The 18,986-nt window shown below is 38.9% G+C and carries 15 protein-coding genes and 1 other RNA gene; 6 read left to right on the top strand and 10 right to left on the bottom strand.

Annotation, left to right across the window (positions count from 1 at the left end; genetic code table 11):
- Positions 1 to 33 precede the first annotated feature (33 nt).
- Both AAC073_RS09785 and AAC073_RS09780 read left to right on the top strand, forming a co-directional pair.
- Positions 34 to 483, top strand: coding sequence for a MarR family transcriptional regulator (locus AAC073_RS09785; protein ID WP_339923646.1), 450 nt, complete (start codon positions 34 to 36; stop codon positions 481 to 483).
- Between the two features lie 246 nt (positions 484 to 729).
- Positions 730 to 1,437: an SIMPL domain-containing protein gene (locus tag AAC073_RS09780; RefSeq protein ID WP_339923645.1), complete on the top strand. Its 708-nt coding sequence runs from the start codon at positions 730 to 732 to the stop codon at positions 1,435 to 1,437.
- Between the two features lie 6 nt (positions 1,438 to 1,443).
- On the opposite strand, the gene AAC073_RS09775 is transcribed toward AAC073_RS09780, so the two are convergent.
- Positions 1,444 to 1,815 carry a hypothetical protein gene (locus tag AAC073_RS09775; RefSeq protein ID WP_339923644.1) on the bottom strand — a complete coding sequence of 124 codons (372 nt, stop codon included), beginning with the start codon at positions 1,813 to 1,815 and terminating at the stop codon, positions 1,444 to 1,446.
- A gap of 333 nt (positions 1,816 to 2,148) precedes the next feature.
- Here AAC073_RS09775 and AAC073_RS09770 point away from each other — a divergent pair, with 333 nt between their 5' ends.
- A complete protein-coding gene (locus tag AAC073_RS09770) occupies positions 2,149 to 2,832 on the top strand; it encodes a DUF2461 domain-containing protein (RefSeq protein ID WP_339923643.1) in 684 nt (227 codons plus the stop codon).
- On the opposite strand, the gene AAC073_RS09765 is transcribed toward AAC073_RS09770, so the two are convergent.
- The 3 genes from AAC073_RS09765 to ald form a co-directional block, all read right to left on the bottom strand.
- Positions 2,829 to 3,644: a Cof-type HAD-IIB family hydrolase gene (locus AAC073_RS09765; protein WP_339923642.1), complete on the bottom strand. Its 816-nt coding sequence runs from the start codon at positions 3,642 to 3,644 to the stop codon at positions 2,829 to 2,831. The genes AAC073_RS09770 and AAC073_RS09765 overlap by 4 nt on opposite strands.
- Positions 3,645 to 3,674: 30 nt before the next feature.
- On the bottom strand, positions 3,675 to 5,012 hold the full coding sequence (hemN, locus tag AAC073_RS09760) for an oxygen-independent coproporphyrinogen III oxidase (RefSeq protein ID WP_339923641.1): 1,338 nt from the start codon (positions 5,010 to 5,012) through the stop codon (positions 3,675 to 3,677).
- 127 nt (positions 5,013 to 5,139) lie between these two features.
- Positions 5,140 to 6,261, bottom strand: a complete 1,122-nt coding sequence (gene ald, locus AAC073_RS09755) for an alanine dehydrogenase (RefSeq protein ID WP_339923640.1) — start codon at positions 6,259 to 6,261, stop codon at positions 5,140 to 5,142.
- 353 nt (positions 6,262 to 6,614) lie between these two features.
- Between ald and AAC073_RS09750 the strand changes: the two genes are divergently transcribed.
- A complete protein-coding gene (locus tag AAC073_RS09750; protein ID WP_339923639.1) occupies positions 6,615 to 9,035 on the top strand; it encodes a thiamine pyrophosphate-dependent enzyme in 2,421 nt (806 codons plus the stop codon).
- Positions 9,036 to 9,053: 18 nt separating this feature from the next.
- Here AAC073_RS09750 and AAC073_RS09745 read toward each other — a convergent pair whose 3' ends face one another.
- On the bottom strand, positions 9,054 to 9,725 hold the full coding sequence (locus tag AAC073_RS09745) for a hypothetical protein (RefSeq protein WP_339923638.1): 672 nt from the start codon (positions 9,723 to 9,725) through the stop codon (positions 9,054 to 9,056).
- A gap of 77 nt (positions 9,726 to 9,802) precedes the next feature.
- Here AAC073_RS09745 and AAC073_RS09740 point away from each other — a divergent pair, with 77 nt between their 5' ends.
- Positions 9,803 to 10,798, top strand: coding sequence for an acyl transferase (locus AAC073_RS09740; RefSeq protein ID WP_339923637.1), 996 nt, complete (start codon positions 9,803 to 9,805; stop codon positions 10,796 to 10,798).
- Between the two features lie 183 nt (positions 10,799 to 10,981).
- Here AAC073_RS09740 and AAC073_RS09735 read toward each other — a convergent pair whose 3' ends face one another.
- Complete coding sequence (locus AAC073_RS09735; RefSeq protein WP_339923636.1) at positions 10,982 to 12,139, bottom strand: sigma-54 dependent transcriptional regulator; 1,158 nt, start codon at positions 12,137 to 12,139, stop codon at positions 10,982 to 10,984.
- 29 nt (positions 12,140 to 12,168) lie between these two features.
- An RNA gene (rnpB, locus tag AAC073_RS09730) (RNase P RNA component class A) lies at positions 12,169 to 12,569 on the bottom strand.
- Between the two features lie 370 nt (positions 12,570 to 12,939).
- Between rnpB and AAC073_RS09725 the strand changes: the two genes are divergently transcribed.
- Entirely contained in the window at positions 12,940 to 13,509 is a 570-nt protein-coding gene (locus tag AAC073_RS09725) for a DUF3109 family protein (RefSeq protein WP_339923635.1), read from the top strand.
- 46 nt (positions 13,510 to 13,555) lie between these two features.
- Here AAC073_RS09725 and AAC073_RS09720 read toward each other — a convergent pair whose 3' ends face one another.
- The 3 genes from AAC073_RS09720 to AAC073_RS09710 are packed head-to-tail and all read right to left on the bottom strand — an operon-like array spanning position 13,556 to position 18,979.
- The gene (locus AAC073_RS09720) at positions 13,556 to 15,814 is read right to left on the bottom strand and encodes a lipid-A-disaccharide synthase N-terminal domain-containing protein (RefSeq protein WP_339923634.1); all 2,259 of its coding nucleotides are present in this window, start codon (positions 15,812 to 15,814) and stop codon (positions 13,556 to 13,558) included.
- The gene (locus AAC073_RS09715) at positions 15,811 to 16,560 is read right to left on the bottom strand and encodes a glycosyltransferase family 2 protein (protein ID WP_339923633.1); all 750 of its coding nucleotides are present in this window, start codon (positions 16,558 to 16,560) and stop codon (positions 15,811 to 15,813) included. Before AAC073_RS09715 ends, AAC073_RS09720 begins: the two co-directional genes overlap by 4 nt.
- A gap of 10 nt (positions 16,561 to 16,570) precedes the next feature.
- Positions 16,571 to 18,979 carry an outer membrane beta-barrel family protein gene (locus AAC073_RS09710; RefSeq protein ID WP_339923632.1) on the bottom strand — a complete coding sequence of 803 codons (2,409 nt, stop codon included), beginning with the start codon at positions 18,977 to 18,979 and terminating at the stop codon, positions 16,571 to 16,573.
- Between the last annotated feature and the right edge of the window lie 7 nt (positions 18,980 to 18,986).

Raw genomic sequence — 18,986 nt, 5'->3', positions numbered from 1 at the left:
TCTATGTATCTACATTAGATACAAGTAAATCAAATGAAAATTGAAGAGGAAATAAAACAAAATCCATTCAAAGACGGCTATACAAAGGCATTTGTAAATCTATTGTTTACTCAAAGTTATTTGGTTACCCGTCAGAGTAAGATTTTTAAGCCTCATGATTTATCGCCTGAGCAATACAATGTGCTCAGGATTTTGCGAGGACAATTCCCCAATCCCACTACGGTTTCATCCATCCAGGAAAGAATGCTTAATAAAATGAGCAATGCTTCCAGGTTGGTGGAGAAGCTAAAGCAAAAGGGAATGGTGAAACGCTCGGCTTGCCCAAAAGACAGGCGGCAGGTAGACATAGTGATTACCAAAAAAGGACTTGAACTTTTAGAATTGCTAGATGTGGAGGTTAAAAGCTTCAATGTTGAAACCATTCATCTCGACGAAAAAGAAGTAGACCAGCTCAATACCCTTTTGGATAAATTGAGAGGTTAAAATCTTGATTTTTTGCAGGGCGCTATTTGTGGGTCCATTCATTTTTCACGTACCTCCAAAACCTCAGTTTATTATTGAACCTATTTTTTTTTACTTTCAACCGATTATAAAAATGAGCTTGAGCAGTTGCTTTGAAATCTTACTGCATGATCTGGTTAAGACGCCAAAGATTAATGTTTGGCCTGTGATTTGTTAAAGGATTGTCTGAATTGATACGATTACATTATTATTAAAGAAGATAGGGGTATGAAAAAGTTGCTAGCAATAGTTTGTTTATTTATAGGGTTTCAGGTGATGTCTATGGCACAGGAAACCTCTAAAATTTCGGTTGATGGTAAAAGTGAAATTAAGGTTTCCCCTGATGAAGCATTGGTTCGGGTTTCGCTTACCACGAAAGCGATGAAAACTGCTGATGCCACTGAGGGGCTCAATAGAAAAGCTGCCGAGGTAACCAATGCCCTCAAGAAAAGTGGGGTAAAAAATTATGAATTAAAGGCGGACAACTATTTTGTCAATATAAACAGGGTGTATACCAAAGGCACTTCGAGGGACAGTGGTTATGTGGCCAGCCAAACCTTAAGGGTCTTGGTGAAAGATACTGGAGAAGACTTGGTGAAAGTCATAGAGGCTTTACATAGTAATGTCGACATGGGCTTCCAATTGGAGCTTCAATTGTCTGAAAATAAAAAGAAAGAATACGAAACGGAACTGTTGCAGTTGGCGATAAAGGATGCTAAAAATAAAGCCGAATTAATAGCCAATTCACTTGATTTGGAAAAAATAACTGTTCATCAGGTATTTTATGGGGAGGCTCCTGGCACCTATCAACCAAAGATGTACAGGTCAGAGGCGATGATGATAAATGCAGACAACCAGCGAACGGCTCCTACCATTCAACCAGATGAGCAAACTTTAAGTGATCAGGTAAAAGTGATTTTTACTTTCGATAAATAATTTGATCTAGGCCTGTGGATTGGGGAAATTGTCTTTTTCATTTTCCCCCGGCCTTTTATGAAGACATTGAAAATCTTTTTCAATTAAAACATAAAGGTTGGTACCTGCTTCTAAAGATATGGTCTCGGAAATCCCTACTTGATCAGTGTTGGCCCAGTTATTTATTTTCGATGCAGGAAGGTTAACGCTCAATTTTCCCTCCAAAAAGCTTACCGTAAGTTTATCCCCTATGTCTGCAATTTCCAGGGCATATACGAATGCTGAATAAGGAGCAGGAAACGGCAATTCTTCTCGTATTGCCATTCCTTTTGCAAGCTGATTGACTTCAGTTTGAGAAAGTCTTAACCGGATAGCGTCATTAAGGATGCGTATTTTCATAGATTTTAGATAAGCAATTGACCCGAAAAAGCCTGTTTAAGTATAGTTGTAAAGTTAAATGAATTTAACCTAAATTATGCAATTTTGAGCATAAATGGATAGGAAAGGCCTTGTCCTTTCCTGATTAATAGTTTCTGGTAGCCATGCTTTCCTCCTTTTTAAATCGGATTTTGAAAGTATATTTGACAATGAAATAAGAGGTTATTTGCAGTCGTCTTCACTAGGAAATAATTAAAGTGTAATCGGCAGATAGACCTATAAAATTTTTGATTTCGCCGAAAGTATACCCAATTTACCAAAAGGAAATCTTCCTTCAATTTAGCGCTTACTCACATGCCAAATAAAGACCTATTAACCTTTCTTACTGAACTGTCTATCAATAATTCTAAAGAATGGATGGATGAAAACCGTAGCTGGTATGAGCAAGAGAAAGCCTCATTTCTTGAAAGTGTTGCTGAGATTTTGGCCCAATTAAGTAAATGGCAACCTGGATTTTCAGAATTACGCCCGAAAGATTGTGTCTTTAGACAAAATAGGGATATCCGATTTAGTGCCAATAAAGCACCTTATAAAAGTAATATGGCTGCTTATTTTTCAGTAGGAGGCAAGAAATCAGAAGGGCCTGGATATTATGTGCATGTGCAGCCTGGAGGATCCTTTGTTGGTGGAGGAATATGGATGCCGCCAGCGCCTATTTTAAAGAAAATCAGACAGGAAATAGATTATTCTGGTGAGGAATTGCAAAACTTATTACTGTCCCCTGAAATCAAGGAAAATTTCGGCGAAATGCAAGGGGCAAAACTCAAAACCTCTCCTAAAGGATTTGGGAATGACCATCAATACATTGAATATTTAAGATATAAAAGTTTTATTCTTTCTCATCCTTTATCGGATGAGGACATCCGATCTGGGGCATATGTTGCCATCTCATTAGAAGCTTTTTCTAAAATGATGCCCTTTCATGCCTTCCTAAATAAAGCGATTTCCACTACTGATGAAGACGACATTTTGCTCTAAAGCAATAGTCTTTCAATCGTTTTAGCTACGCCGTCCTCGATGTTTGTAGCCGTGATTTCTTTTGCTACAGCCTTTACTTCCTCGCGAGCATTGGCTACGGCTACTCCATACCCCACTTCTTCTATTAGAGAGATGTCATTGTAGTTGTCTCCAAAAGCGAGCGCTTCACTCATTGGGATTCCATGCTCAGCTAAAACTTGTCTGAGGGCAGTGGCTTTTGATATTGACTTAGGAGCAATTTCAATATACGTGTCTTTCGATCTGTATAAATGCAAGGAAGAGCCATGATTATCGATTAGTTTCTCATAAAGCCATTGAATCTCGTCCGCATTTCCCATGCACATCACCTTGTGTGCTCCTTTTTTATTTTCTTCCCAATTTCCAATGACAGCATGATGGTGGTCTAAAGTTGCCTTAACTTTTGTGACCATTTCTTCTTTTATAGTCCATTTGTCCCTGGTAGGAGCATACCAATTGTCTCCTGAATACAGGCTCACATGTACCTTTGTTTGCTCGGTAAGCTGGAAAATTTCACGGCAGGTTTCTGTTGCTATATAGGTTGAATCAACTTGTTGGTAATCCTTTATTTTGGAACGGATCACAAAGCCACCATTGTAACAAATCAGCGGGTTGTCGATTCTTTTAAACTCCTCTAGCAAATGAGACATGGCACTGGGCATTCTTGAGGAAGCTAGTATGATGGGAAAATCTGAAGGCAAAGCTGCAAAAACATCCAGGGTTCTTGCTGATATTTGTCTTTTTTTATCTAAAAGGGTACCGTCGATATCGGTGCAAATGGCGCTAATTTTCATTTTTAAAAAGGTTTGCCCGAAGGTAATCAATCAAATGGCTTTACTAAAGACAGCACTAGAATTTTCTGAATTTTGAATGTATGGGTCAAAAGCCATGCAAATATTTCTGACGAAGGGTTTACCCTCTTCAGTAACGTTTATTACATTTTTTTCAAAGGAGATCAAACCTTCGTTCAAAAAGCCCATTATAGAATTCGGTATATTATTTCTCCCAATCCAGGAAGCTTTGTGGTTGCAGATCAGGTCCATAATGAAAGCTTTGGTACTCAAATCTGTTTCGCTTTGTACATGTCCTTTAATTATTGGGAATTCACCATTTTCTATTTTTTCCAAATAGGCCGAAATGTTTTTTTCATTTTGGCTATAAGCATAGAAAGCGTCACCAATGGCACTGCTTCCCAAACCCAGAAGTATTTTGGATGGCGATGTGGTGTATCCCATGAAGTTTCGGTGCAGGGTGCGATTTGATTTGGCTTTTAGCAATGGGTCTCCTGCTAAGGCAAAGTGGTCCATGCCAATTTCTTCGTAGCCCATTTCTTTAAGCCAGATTTTCCCTTGTTCATAGAGCATCCTTTTTTCATGTTCATTTGGAAGGTTCTTCTCAAAAGATTTTTGAGAAGGGAATACGGTAGGAAGGTGGGCATAACTATAAAACGCTATGCGATCGGGAAGTAATTCACAGGTTTTTTCAAGAGTGCGCTTTAAAGTTTCTAGTGTTTGGTGTGGAAGTCCATAAATTAGGTCAAAATTTATAGAGCTGTATCCCGCTTTTCTGCTCTCCTCGGTCACATACTTTACTCGCTCGAAAGGTTGAATTCGGTGGATGGCCATTTGAACTTTGCTGTCAAAGTCTTGAATGCCATAGCTGACCCTATCAAAACCAAATCCTGCTAGTATTCGGAGATGCTCGGTAGTTGTATTGTTCGGATGGCCTTCAAAACTGAATTCAAAGTCCTCCATTTTGGTAGCTGCCTGGGTAATATGGTTTATCAATGTATAGAGTGCAGAGGGAGAAAAAAAGGTTGGAGTTCCACCACCTAAATGTATCCCCGCTAATTTTGGTTTTTCTCCCAATAACTGAGTATACATGTCCCACTCTTTCATTAAGCCAGAAATATAGGGCAGTTCAACCTTGTGATTTTTAGTGATTCGTTTATTACATCCGCAATAGGTACACAGGCTTTCACAGTAGGGAAGGTGGATGTACAAACTTATACCTTCTTTAGCACCAAAATTTTGATAAGCGCTGGTAAAAGAATCCCCCCAGTTTATAGGGTTGACAATATTGTTCCAGTGGGGCACAGTTGGGTAAGAAGTGTACCTAGGAGCAGGTACATTGTATTTCTGAATCAGGGAAGGTTTTATCATGACCACAATAAATTGATTTGGGACACAAATTTCCCATTACTTAGCTCCCAAAAGCATGAGAATAATGAGAGATTTAACTGATATAGATCATGTTTTTCGCACCAAGAAACGAATTAAATGACTTGTGTTAATGGTGATTCAAATAGTAACTGACAGGCACATGGGGTAGTTTGAAAGTATCTGCCACGGCTTGGTACACGATATCTCCTTTGATAATGTTGTAGCCGAAACTTAGTTCAGGAAATTTGTCACAAGCATTTTTCCAACCTTTTTGCGCCAGTTCCAGGGCATAGGGAAGCGTTGCATTGGTAAGGGCTAGTGTGGCGGTATAAGGTACTGCCCCAGGCATATTGGCTACACAATAATGCAACACGCCATCGATGGTGTAGGTGGGGTCTTCGTGCGTTGTGGGCGTGCAGGTTTCAATACAGCCTCCTTGGTCCACTGCCACATCCACCAATACTGTCCCAGGGAGCATTTCTTTTAGCATGTCCCTGGTGATTAAGTGAGGGGCTTTAGCACCTGGAATCAACACTGCGCCAATGATAAGGTCTGCAGTTTGGATAAGGTTTCTTATGTTGAACTCATTCGACATCATGGTCTTAACGTTCTTAGGCATTACGGTAGATAGGTACCGCATTCTGGATAGCGATACGTCTAAAATAATTACATCAGCGCCAAGGCCTGCTGCCATCCACGCTGCCTGAGTACCGACTATGCCTCCTCCTAATATTATCACTTTGGCAGGAAGGGTTCCTGGTACACCTCCCAATAAAATACCTCTACCTCCTAGTGGTTTTTCCAGGTAGTTGGCACCTTTTTGTACAGACATTCTTCCTGCTACCTCTGACATAGGGATCAATAGAGGTAGGGTTTTATCTTCTTTTTCTACTGTCTCATAAGCCAGGCAGATCGCCTTACTATTGATCATCGCTTGGGTTAGGGGCTTGTTGGAAGCAAAGTGAAAATAGGTAAACAGCAAGTGGTTTTCCTGTATAAGTGGGTACTCTTCTTCGATAGGCTCTTTTACTTTCATAATCATGTCCCCTTTACTGTATGTTTCTTCTATGGAGGGCAAAATTATAGCACCCGCTTTTTGATAGGTCTCATCAGAAAACCCACTGCCTAGCCCTGCTGATTCTTGTACAAAAACCTGGTGACCATTTTTCGTGAATTCTTGGGCGCCTGCTGGAGTGAGGGCAACCCTGTTTTCATTGTTTTTAATTTCCTTTGGGACGGCAATGCGCATATTAGTGGCTTTAGGGTTAACGAATTAATCAAATATAACCAGTACATCCGCACAAGGAAAAGGATTTGGTGAAAAATAATTTTTATTATTATATACTTTTTTTATTATTACAAGTAGCGGTTAATTCACTTTAAATGAGGGGTATGCAATTAATATTTAGTTGCCATGCTGTTAATTGATAAAGTTTTCATTCTTAATTCGAAATAATATTTCATTGAGACCGTTTATTAATAGCGATTACAAAATAATATTGTTTTATATTCATTTTGGCTCCTGTTATAAATTGGGATAACTCCAAAAATTGTGTATTTTTGAAATCCTTGGATTTCAAATGGTGAAAAATGGCTTAATTAATGAATACTGAATATTTACCTACACTTACGAAAGAAAGCATAAACCCTTTTGGTGTACAAAATGTCTTGAATGACTATAGATTGGTCATGATAAGCAGGCATGCGTCATTGACCGTACGAAAAGAGGTATTTATGGGTAAAGCTAAATTTGGTATTTATGGGGATGGCAAGGAACTGGCACAGATAGCCATGGCTAGATTTTTTCAGTTGGGCGACTTCAGGTCTGGGTATTATAGGGATCAGACCTTGTTGTTTGCGATGGATGAGCTAAGCCTTCAGGAGTATTTTGCGCAACTGTATGCACATACTGATATAAAGGAGGAGCCGGCAACGGGTGGTCGTTTGATGAATGGACACTTTTCTACCAGGTCCCTAAATGAGGATGGAAGTTGGAAAAACCTCATGAAAATAAAAAATTCAACAGCTGATGTTTCTCCAACAGCAGCTCAAATGCCCAAGTTGCTAGGGATTGCTTATGCATCCAAGCTTTTTAAAGCAAACCCATCCCTACATCATATGACGGAATTTTCCAATAAGGGAAGAGAAGTTGCATGGGGTACAATAGGGAATGCCTCAACTGCAGAAGGAATGTTTTTTGAAACGTTTAATGCTGGAGGCGTTTTACAAGTACCTATGGTCATTTCAGTATGGGATGACGATTATGGCATTTCTGTCACCAATGATTTGCAAGTAACAAAAGCGAGTATTTCTGTAGCTTTAGAAGGTTTCAAAAGAGACAATGAGCAAAAGGGGTATGAGATTTTAGTTGTAAAAGGTTGGGATTACGAAGGTTTGGTCAATGCTTATAGTAGGGCCAATAAAGTAGCCAGGGAGCAGCATGTGCCTGTGTTGGTGCATGTAATTGAGATGACCCAACCACAAGGGCATTCTACATCTGGATCTCATGAAAGATATAAAAGCAAAGACAGACTTTCTTGGGAAGCTGAATACGATTGTGTAGTCAAGTTCAAAGAATATATTTTAGAGAATAAAATTGCCTCTGAGGAGGAATTGGATCGAATTGATGCCGAGGCGAAGCAGCTTGTCAAAGAAAGCAAGGACAAAGCATGGAGAGCATTTACAGCTTCGATCAAAAAGGAATTGGATGAAGCGGTAGGCTTATTGAGTGAACTGGCAAAAAATACGCAAGGAAATGAGGAGCTTCTTCGAATGGCACATGACCTTAAGCAGACCCTGAACCCTGTTCGTATGGATGTCATTAGTACCGTCCGGAAAGCCTTGTTATTGGTTAGAAATGAACCAGTTGAGATTAAAGCAAGACTTCAAAACTGGTACAAAGGTCAGTCGAAATTAAATGAAGAGAGGTACTCAAGTCATCAATACAGTGAATCGGAGTTTAGAGTTGGTGCGATTGCTCCTGTTGAAGTGAGCTACGCTGAGGAGCCAGCTTTACTGGATGGGCGTGAAATTCTGAAAGCTTGTTTCGATGCCATTCTCACAAGAGACCCCAGGGTGTTTGTGATTGGTGAAGATGTTGGTCTGATTGGAGATGTAAATCAAGCATTTGCTGGTTTGCAAGCCAAGCATGGTGATTTGCGCGTGACAGATACAGGTATACGCGAGGTAACCATCATTGGCCAGGGAATTGGTGCGGCACTGAGAGGCTTGAGGCCTATCACCGAGATTCAATACCTTGATTATTTGATTTATGCTTTAATGACATTATCGGATGATTTGGCTTGCCTGCATTATAGAACGAAAGGTGGTCAAAAAGCACCCTTGATAATCCGAACCAGGGGGCATAGACTTGAAGGGGTTTGGCATTCAGGTTCTCCTATTGGTATGATTTTAAGCAGTCTTAGGGGTATATTATTGTGTGTACCAAGAAACATGACCCAGGCAGCAGGTATGTACAATACCCTTTTAGAATCCGATCAGCCAGCGATCGTTATTGAAACACTGAATGGTTATAGGCTCAAAGAAAAAATGCCTTCCAATATTGGGGAGTTTAAAGTAGCTCTTGGAAAGGCTGAAATACTACAAGAAGGAAAAGATATCACAGTAGTGACCTACGGTTCCATGTGCAGGATTGTCATGGAAGCTGCAAAACGACTTTTTTCAATAGGTATTTACGTGGAGGTTATTGATGTGCAGACTTTGATGCCATTTGATCTTGAGCAGGTGATTTTAAATTCAATAAAGAAAACCAATAGGGTTATTTTTGCAGACGAAGATGTCCCTGGTGGAGCATCCGCCTTTATGATGCAGCAGGTGCTGGAAATGCAAAACGCTTATTATTATCTCGATTCTCAACCAATGACGCTTTCTGCTAAAGAGCATCGTCCCGCCTATTCATCTGACGGGGATTATTTTTCAAAACCAAGTGCAGATGATGTCGTTGAGAAAATATATGGAGTGATGCATGAAGCTGCTCCTGAAAAATACCCTTCAATTTACTAATTGCTATTTATTTCTCAATCAGCGTTCGATCTGTGATAAAGTGAAGTCAGGTGTGGTGACCACATTGCTTTCATTTAATGCCCTGTCCTTGACTTTTACCTCCAGTCTTAAGGTATCATTTCGGAATATACTATTCCAACCTAAAGATAACATGGAGTACCTGATTTTACCTTCGATTGCACGCAACTGTTCGTTTTCAAGCATTCGCGGAAAGCGACCATTAAATGTGGTGAAGTAAGGAGGGTCTGACCAATTGAACTCAGTGTAATTACCGCCTCTTTTAACAAAGAATTTAATCAATATATTGTAGTAGTCTTCATTCTCTGATACCCATAAAGTGTCTTTGATTTCCTGATTGTTGATCAATGGAAAAATAACCCAATCCCTATTGTTGAAGTCTGGAGCATTATCAGGACGTTCACTGTAGGTGATAAATTGTCCCGCCTCGTTGGTGAAATAGTTAAGCTCGTTAAAAGGAGGGAAAATATCTGTGGCATTTAGGCCTAAATCGCCTTCGGCATCACGAAATTCTAGCGTTACAATTAATGAATCTGACCCTGCCGTCTGCACAAATTCCAGGTCATTAAAATCAATTTGTGGTACCGTTGGAAAATTATCCGGTGGGGAAATGCATCCAACCCATACTGAAAGTAAGAGCAGGGTAATGATGGTGTGATTTTTTAACTTCATAGGTAATCCGTAATTTTACACTTCCGCCTCTGTGAATGTAAAAATGATCAAAATTTGGGTTTTACCATAAAATAACGATGAATTCTTTTAAAAGTTTTTCTGAAAAAATTAAATCTGGACAGATCAATGATTTTGATGCCATGGCAATGGATTTATTTAGCTATCAGTCTAGACACAATAAAATTTACCAGAGGTATCTTGAAGTAAGGGGGATACATCCAAAAAACATAACGGAAGTAAAGGATATACCTTTCTTGCCGGTATCGATGTTTAAAACTACTAAGGTTATCTCAGGACCTGAGAATGTTTTTGACTTCTGGTATTCCAGTAGTGGTACCACAGGCCAGGAAAATAGCAGGCATTATGTGTGGTCCAAAGCCCTTTACCTGGATCACTGTGTCAATAACTTTGAGTCGGTCTATGGTTCTTTAGAAGATTTTCATGTATTGGCTTTGTTGCCTTCTTATTTAGAAAGGGAAGGCAGCTCTCTTGTGGACATGGCCGCACACTTTATTGAGAAAAGTAAATCGGAACAATCTGGATTTTATTTATATGAACATGAGGCTTTACTGGAAAAAATGGAACGCCTTAAAAATGACCGAAAAAAAATATTGCTACTTGGCGTGACTTTTGCGTTGTTGGATATAGCAGAGATAAGCGCTAAACATACTGAGTATGGTGAGTTGATCGTTATGGAGACAGGAGGGATGAAAGGAAGAAGAAAGGAAATGATTAGAGCCGAAGTTCACAAGGTACTCAAGGCTGCTTTTAAGGTGCAATACATTCATTCAGAATATGGTATGACGGAACTTATGTCCCAGGCCTATTCACTAGGTGAGGGGAAATTTTGGTGCTCTTCTTTTATGAAAGTGCTGATAAGGGATGTATATGATCCCTTTGCTTATACCTCCGGCACCACAGGTGCAATAAATGTCATTGATTTGGCCAATTTTCACTCTTGTTCCTTTATAGAAACCGAAGATTTGGGCTTGCAAAACATGGATGGAAGCTTCACAGTGCTGGGAAGAATGGACAACAGCGAAACCAGGGGCTGTAATTTAATGATCAATTAATTTTGTATTTGTTTAGTATTTACACATATTTGGCTTAAATAATTTTATAATATGAAAACTTTAATGACAATTTTGGTGGCTTGTGCGATTTTGGTATTGTCCTCATGTGCTTCTAGCAAGCCCTGTCCAGCTTACGCAACAACAGGTGATGTAGAAGTAAATGGTTAAATACAGAGCAGCCATTTAATAATCGGCATACTTTTTAATGTCTTCGGTGGAAATACTTTTACCGCCAAGTATTACCAGTCTCTCGATCACATTTCGGAGTTCGCGAATATTTCCTGTCCAAGGAAATTCCTGTAATTTTTGAATGGCAGCTTTATCGATTTCTTTTTTTGCAGTCCCGTACTCTCCGGCAATATCTCCTAAGAATTTGTCTACTAGTAATGGTATGTCCTCACTTCTATCCTTTAGAGGTGGTACCTGAATAAGTATGACACTGATTCTATGGTAAAGATCTTCCCTGAAGTTTCCTTCGGCTATTTCATTTTTGAGGTTTTTATTGGTAGCTGCCAATACCCTGACATCGACTTTAATGTCTTTGTCTCCTCCTACTCGAGTGATTTTATGTTCTTGCAAAGCCCTTAATACTTTTGCTTGAGCTGATAGACTCATGTCTCCTATTTCGTCGAGAAAGAGTGTTCCACCATTTGCTTGCTCAAATTTCCCTTGTCTTTGTTTGACAGCTGAAGTAAATGACCCTTTTTCATGACCAAACAATTCACTCTCAATTAATTCAGCTGGTATGGCAGCGCAATTGACAGCAATGAATGGGGCTTTCTCCCGATTGCTTTTTTGATGAATCCAATGTGAAACCAATTCTTTCCCTGTTCCATTGGGGCCTGTTATAAGTACCCTGGCATCTGTAGGGGCTACTTTTTCTATGGTTTCTTTGACTATGGAAATGGCTTTGGATTCACCGACCATGTCCAGTTTTTTAGAAAGTTTTTTCTTAAGCACTTTCGTTTCCTGAACGAGATCCTTTTTGTCCAAGGCATTCCTTACGGTCAGTAAGAGGCGATTTAAATCAGGAGGTTTAGGTATAAAATCGAAAGCTCCTTTTTTGGTAGCTTCAACTGCCGTTTCTATGGAACCATGAGCCGAGATCATAATAAATTGAGGCTGCCTGCTTAGTTCACTTGAACTGGTAAGAACTTCCATTCCATCCATTTTTGGCATTTTGATATCACAAAGGACTAAGTCAAAATCCTCATTTTTTATCATTTCGAGACCTTTTTCACCATCCTCGGCTTCAAAGATTTCATACTTTTCATACTCAAGAATTTCTTTAAGCGTAGACCTGATGACTTTTTCATCATCTATAATCAAAATTTTCGGCATATTAAAAGCGATCCGTTAATTAGTAAAATTAAAAGTGCAGGCCTGTAAGCCGGGTTCTGTATCTTTTTTCAAAGTGCTTGTCATTTATCTAGCCTTTTCTTCACAAAAAAGGTCCAACGACCTACCCACTCCGGTTATCTTGTTAGATTTGAACGAGCAGCCCAGTGACCGGAGCCTATTTGGTCTTTCAACCCATAAGGTTTGCCTTGCAATATCGGTCACCCGATACCCGGTGGGCTCTTACCCCACCCTTTCACCCTTACCGCAATTGGAAAACCAGCTGCGGCGGTTTTCTTTCTGTTGTACTGTCTGTTATTCTGGTATTCCTACCAGAACACCTTCCCGTTAGGAAGTATGGCGCTCTATGTTGCCCGGACTTTCCTCTTTTCTTGGTGAAATCACCAAGAACAGCGACAAACCAGCCTGCACTCCACAAAAATAAATTAAATAAAGCCATTATTCACAATCCTATCGGTTTTTATTAATGGTTTCCCCTTTTGATATCAGCAAAATCTATTTTCCACTTCAAATTTATTGGTTATATTTCTAGAGAAAATATAACCAATAACTGACTGAATACTATGAAAGATTTATTTAAAGGATTAATCGCTGGATATGGTGCCTACAAATTAGGTGGAGGGTGTTTTAGTACCATCTTAGTTTTTATCTTGATTTGGTTTCTTTTGGGGCAATGCAGTTAAAGTGGTAATCCCAATCAAACAACCCACTTAATTAGGGCATAGGTTAGGTTTTATTTTTGACCTGTTCAAGAAAAGGATACCTTTGTAAAAAATGAGTATATGATATTAGTTGGGAATGCAGTAATCAGCGATGACATAAAGGAGCAATTTTTTGTTTGCGACTTAGGAAAATGCAAAGGAGCTTGCTGCGTAGAAGGTGATGCTGGAGCACCCCTTACAGATGATGAAATAGAAATTCTGGATAAAGATTATCCTTCCATAGCCCCTTTTCTTACAGATCAGGGCAGAGAAGCAATTGCCGAAAAAGGTACTTGGGTAATTGACCAGGAAAACGAGAAGGGCACAAGTACCATTGGAGAGAATGGTGCTTGTGCTTTTTCTATTAAGGATGAAAGAGGTATTCTTAAATGTGGGATAGAAGATGCTTATAATAATGGTAAAACAACCTTCAAAAAACCAGTAAGCTGCCACCTGTATCCCATCAGGATCACCAAATATGATGAGTATGAAGCGTTGAATTATGACAGATGGGAGATTTGTGATCCTGCCTGTTCATTAGGGAATTCCTTGGGAGTGCCCCTGTATCGATTCTTAAAAGATGCATTGGTGAGAAAATTTGGGGAAGAATGGTATGCAGAGCTACTAGAAGAAATAGGAGTGGAGGAGTAAAAACTTCGTTTCTTTTACACAATTAAGAGCCTTTTTACTAAAGGCTTTATTTTTTTAACAATCTTACCACTCTCCATCCATCAATTTCCACTAATTGTTGCCACCTTAAGTTCCCTTCGGTTTGTGGCAATTGCTTTCTACTTTTAACTATCCAAAGGGATCTATTTGGAGCCGATGAACTTATCCATTCAGGGTTTGCCTTCAAATCTATAAGTTGAGCTTTCCATAGTTGATCTTGTTGAAATTGGGTTTCTCTATTCAAACTTTCGTCTCCATCAAAAACAGAAATCACCTGAAGATTGGAATTGAAAAGTACTGATGGTAGTCGTTTATCATAAATGTATACACGGCGCTCGGCTTGTTCATGAGTCGAAATCCAATCCGTGACACGATGGGTGTCGTTAATAAGCCCTGGGTTTTGACTCAAGAAATAGGTGGACATACAGGTCAATCCTAAAGTGAAAATAAAAGCAGAAATTACCGTTCGATCTGATTTTCGGATGTTTACCTGCTGAATAGTAACCAAAAGAGAAGCGAGTATAAACCAGATGAAATAATATTTGTAATTAAGGGAAATTCTAGCGTCCATTAATGGCAAGCTTAGCAGGGTAATCATCAGTGCAATGTGGTAAACAGATTGAAACCTTTCCCATATTTTATGTTGGGCAGGTTTCAGTTTTTCCCAATAGTAAATTGCGCCAATTGCCAAACCGGGATAAATAGGTAAAATATACAAAATCAATTTTGATTGGCTCATAGAGAAAAACAACAAAGGCAGAAGTACCCACATAAGCAAAAGGGTGCCATTGTTTTGAAAATCTTTCCATCTTCTGGGAAATTGCTTGAACAATAGGATCACCCAAGGAAAAGCAGTTCCTAGTAAAACGGCGATGTAATACCAAAATGGCTGCCCCCTTTGGAAAGTATTTGTTGCAAATCTTTGGATAGTGTGTTTAAATAGAAAATAATTTAAAAATCGGGCATCCTCTAAAAACAAATACACAAACCAACTTAAACCTATTGCTAACATTAGTGTTAGGCCTATTACATGTGTCTTCCATGATCCAAGATTCTTTTTTTGCACCAACCCCTGAAACAAGCCTACCATAACCGGTACAATTAAAACAACAGGTCCTTTGGTCAAAAATCCAAAGCCTAGGAAAACATAAAATAAGACAAGAAGATTGGGGTTTTGTTTTTTCAAGTATGAAAACCAATAATACATAGCAGCCAGGACAAAGACTGTTAAATACATGTCTGTAGTTAAAGCCCTGCTCCCTATTATTAAAGTAGGGAATGAGGCATAGAGCATGGCGGCAAGGAATGCGTGATTGGTACTGTTAAAAAAGAGCAAAGCAATCTTATAAACTAGCCAGATCATTATCAAGGCGGCGAACTGTAGGAAAAGTCGGGAAGAAAAAGCAGCCGTTCCAAAGAGCTTAAAACTGAGGGCTGTCAGCCAGTACGTTACTGGAGGTTTATGGTAATGATAGATCCCCATCAATTGTGGATGTAATAGGTCACCACTCGTCAGCATTTCTTTGGAAATCTCTGCATACCTTGCTTCACTCGATTCTGTTACAGACCATGAACCAAGGTTAAAGAACAAGGCCAAACCTGTAAATAACATTAGAAGAAAGAGTCGGATTTTTTTTAACCTGTATAAGTAAGGTTGTCGACTGGAATTTACTTTTCCAGAATTAATCATAAGGTTACGCAAATAGACGATGATACCAAACGCTTGGCCGATAAACAAAACACTGTCTTTTCTATAGATGGCATAGAAAGCGATAAGTATTGCACCTACAAGACTAATGTACCAAAAAGTTACTGGAAACGCTGCCGTCCCTTTCTTTTCTGCATGGCGCCATTGTACTACAAAGCGTAAGGTAAAAATGGCCTGACCAAAGGTGCCCCAGGTTAATAAAACCCTACTAATCTTAGGATTATTTACCAATAGGGAAAAGTCATAATGTGCTACAAACAGCAGGTAGAGTAAAAAAAACAAGGGAAGTAGCAAGAAAAACCACCTCAATATAGCTGTAAAAGCTTTCCATGCGTGGAGAATTTGTAAATTACGGATGTATATGTAATAGCCTATCAACTGTCCCCCGACAATAACCATATCTTGGCGAAAGGTCCCATAAACAAGCAAAAGAAAGGAAGCCAATAAGCTCAATTGCCAAAAAATAACAGGAGACAATACTTTCCCAGCCTTTTCAGACTTGACTAGCTGAATAAGGAATCTGGCAGAGAAAAGACCTTGAGCAAGAAACCCAATTCCAAGTAGGGCCCAATTTTTCACATTATATCAATTTTATTTTTTCTGATGGAACTTTGCGAAATTATGAAGTGAGTTTTTCTCTGCATCATCCACCTTACCGCTAAAGAATCCTGCAATGGAGACAATAATCGATTCCCAAGGTTAAATTTTGACTTGCCAGTTAATCTTGGGTAATGCTTGATAGGAACTTCTACAATACTTTTTCCTTGAAGTAATGTTAAAGCAGGGAAAAAACGGTGATTCCCTTTAAAGAAAGGCATGTCTAAAGCCACTTTCCGTTTAATAATTTTTAGTGGACAGCCTGAGTCGCCAACACTATCATGTAGTAGGGCATTCCTAAACCAATTGGCTAATAATGAAGATATTATTTTTACTCTGTTATCTCTTCGTGCCTCTCGTTTTCCAGTTACCAAATCGTATTTAGGAATCAGGGCTTCTAGTTTTAAAAAGTCAGATGGATTGGTTTGCAAATCAGCATCTATATACCCTACCCAATGAGTGGTTGCAGTTTGAAATCCTGCTCGAATAGCAGCGCTAAGCCCTGCGTTTTTTTCAAACGATATATAATCCACAAAGTCATATAGGGAGCAAACCTTTTTAATCTGAAGCAAACTCTTGTCTGTTGAGCCATCATTTACGAATAGAATTCTGACAGCAAGCGTAGTGCGGTGAAGGTAATTTTCAAAAGAGGGTATAATCCTTTTAATACCAGCCTCTTCATTGAATACAGGGATAATTATTGTAATACTATTAAGGGATTCTTTCACAGTAAAATGGTTAAAAATGGTAACTATAGCCTGCCCTCAAAATTTGAGTTTCGTAATAGTCTGCACTGGTGTAGCTGAAGTTATTCCCATTAATTGTTTTATAGATAACCATAGTATTTAATAAATCTGTGGCATTTACAAACAACTCACCTTTTCCTTTTTGGATGGTCTTTTTTATCCCCATATCCAGTGAAAACCGATGCTTAATTTTTCCTTGTGGAATGATATCAGGAGCCAAATAAATAATGGTCAATTGAGCTGTTGTGGATTCTGAAAACTTAAACTTAGAATTCAGTTTAAAATTACCGGAGAAAATTTCTTGCTTAGCGTTGTCGAAGGTGTGTGGATAGGGATAGAGGTTTTCCACTGAAAAAGCTTCGATCTGGTTCTTGTATCCTAGTAGATTCAAATCAAAGGAATACCATTTATTTATGTCTTGGTCATAAATTAATTCCAATCCTGTATTATAACTTTTACCTGCATTCTGAAATATGGCATAAATTAAATTACTTGAACCGTAGGTGGTTGAAATTCTGGTGATTGTTCCATTCACGCTACGGTGATAACTTGCAAGATATAGTGAGCCTGAATTCCACACTGTCTTCCATCCAAGTTCAAATGAATTTGTAAATTGAGGTTTCAGGGCTGGGTTTCCTACTTTGATGATTTCAGCATCGTCGTATTTGGGAAATATTCTGATGTCTACTTCATTAGGTCTGTCTACTCTGCGATTATATGATCCTGTGATCCTATTATTACCGTCGATTTTATAGGAAATTCTTGAATTTGGGAAGGGTTGAAAATAACTATAACCGTCACTTGTGTAAGTAGGGTGTTCAGGGTTTACTTCATATTTTAAGTTGACGTATTCTATCCTAAGTCCTAATTCAGCATCTATTTTTTTTGTCTCGTAAGCATAATTACCATACACCGCAGGAATGGTTTCCTTGTAAGTAGCAGGCCCTCCAGCAAGGGAGTCTACAGGTGAATTCAAGCCTGGGAAAAATTGCATATTGGTTGGGATCCATCTTCTCCTAATTTTAAAACCTGCCTCATACCTGCCATTTCTCTGAGGCTTTACAAAATCAAAGGTAGCGTCCACTACATTTTCATCTGACAGTAATTTAAAAGCATCTTCACCAATTGAGGAGGGTAGCGTGTTTGTAAAAAAATATTGCTCGTCTTCTCTATGAAAGGTATAGTTGAGTGCTGCGGATAGTGTATGTCCGGGATCTGCATATTGATGGGCAAATGAGAGTGAACCCATCACTGTGGTCTTTATCTCATCTTCCAGGAATTGCCACAGCCGCAAACGTTCCGAATAATCTTTTGTGAAAAATGGCTGGTCCCCTCTATCTATTATTTTCTCACTTCCGAAAAGACCTGAAATTGTCAAAGTATTTTCGGGATCAATTTCCCAGTCCAACCCTAAGGTAGAGGTATAAAAATTAGTATTTCTGTTTCTTTTAAGTTGCTGATGTATGACTGAGCCATCGGCATATACCCTAGTGACAAATTCATTTTTATTTAGTGTCTGGGTGTAAAGGTTGTCTGCTGTCAGAAAAAAGTTTATGTTTTTATTCCGGTAATTTAAATTTACGGAAGGGTTGATTTTTGGGGTCTTTACATATTGTGATCTAATTCCAGGCAAATTTGCCTTCTTCTCCCAAAGAGCACCTTGTCCCAATGCCAACCCTACTTTTCCGTTGAAACCTTCCTTTTCTTCTTTTTTTAAAATAATATTGATGATTCCGCCATTCCCATTTGCATCAAACTTAGCAGAAGGATTATTTATAATTTCAATCCTTTCTACAGAGGAAGAAGGCAGATTATCCAAACCCGCTTGGTTACCAAATCCAGTTATAGCAGTCTGTTTTCCATCTATTAAAACAGCTACTCTGTCATTCCCTCTGATTTGAATTTTTCCATCCTGAATGCTGACCCCCGGTAAATTTTGCATTGCCTGAAGAATGGATCCCCCTGTTTGACTTATATTGGTGGCTAAATTATAAGTTTTCTTATCCATCTTTTGGTTAAGCCCTTCTTGAATTCCAATGACTTCAACTGCCTGAAGTTCTTGTAACATTTCATTCAATAGTACCTCTCCAATATTCAAGAAAGGAGAACTTGATCCTATAAATATGGATTTATTCTGAGTTTCATACCCGATTAAGCTGATCTCCAAATTATAATCCCCTGGAATTATTTCGGTCAAGGTAAATAGCCCATTCTCATCGCTTATAGTCCCAGTAATAAAGCGCTGGTCATTTTTTGTATTTAATATAACATTGGCAAAGGAAATGGGTTGTAAGGTGTTTTGATCCAATACTTTACCCGAAATTTTTATTTCCTGTTCCTGAGCAAAAACGCCCCGGCTTAGCTTCAGGGAAATGAACAATAAACAGAGAAATATCCTCATTTTATTT

The organism is uncultured Cyclobacterium sp. (assembly GCF_963977555.1).
Classification (GTDB): domain Bacteria; phylum Bacteroidota; class Bacteroidia; order Cytophagales; family Cyclobacteriaceae; genus Cyclobacterium.
Note: the sequence above shows the minus strand (reverse complement) of the source record. Positions and strands in the feature narration are given on the sequence as shown.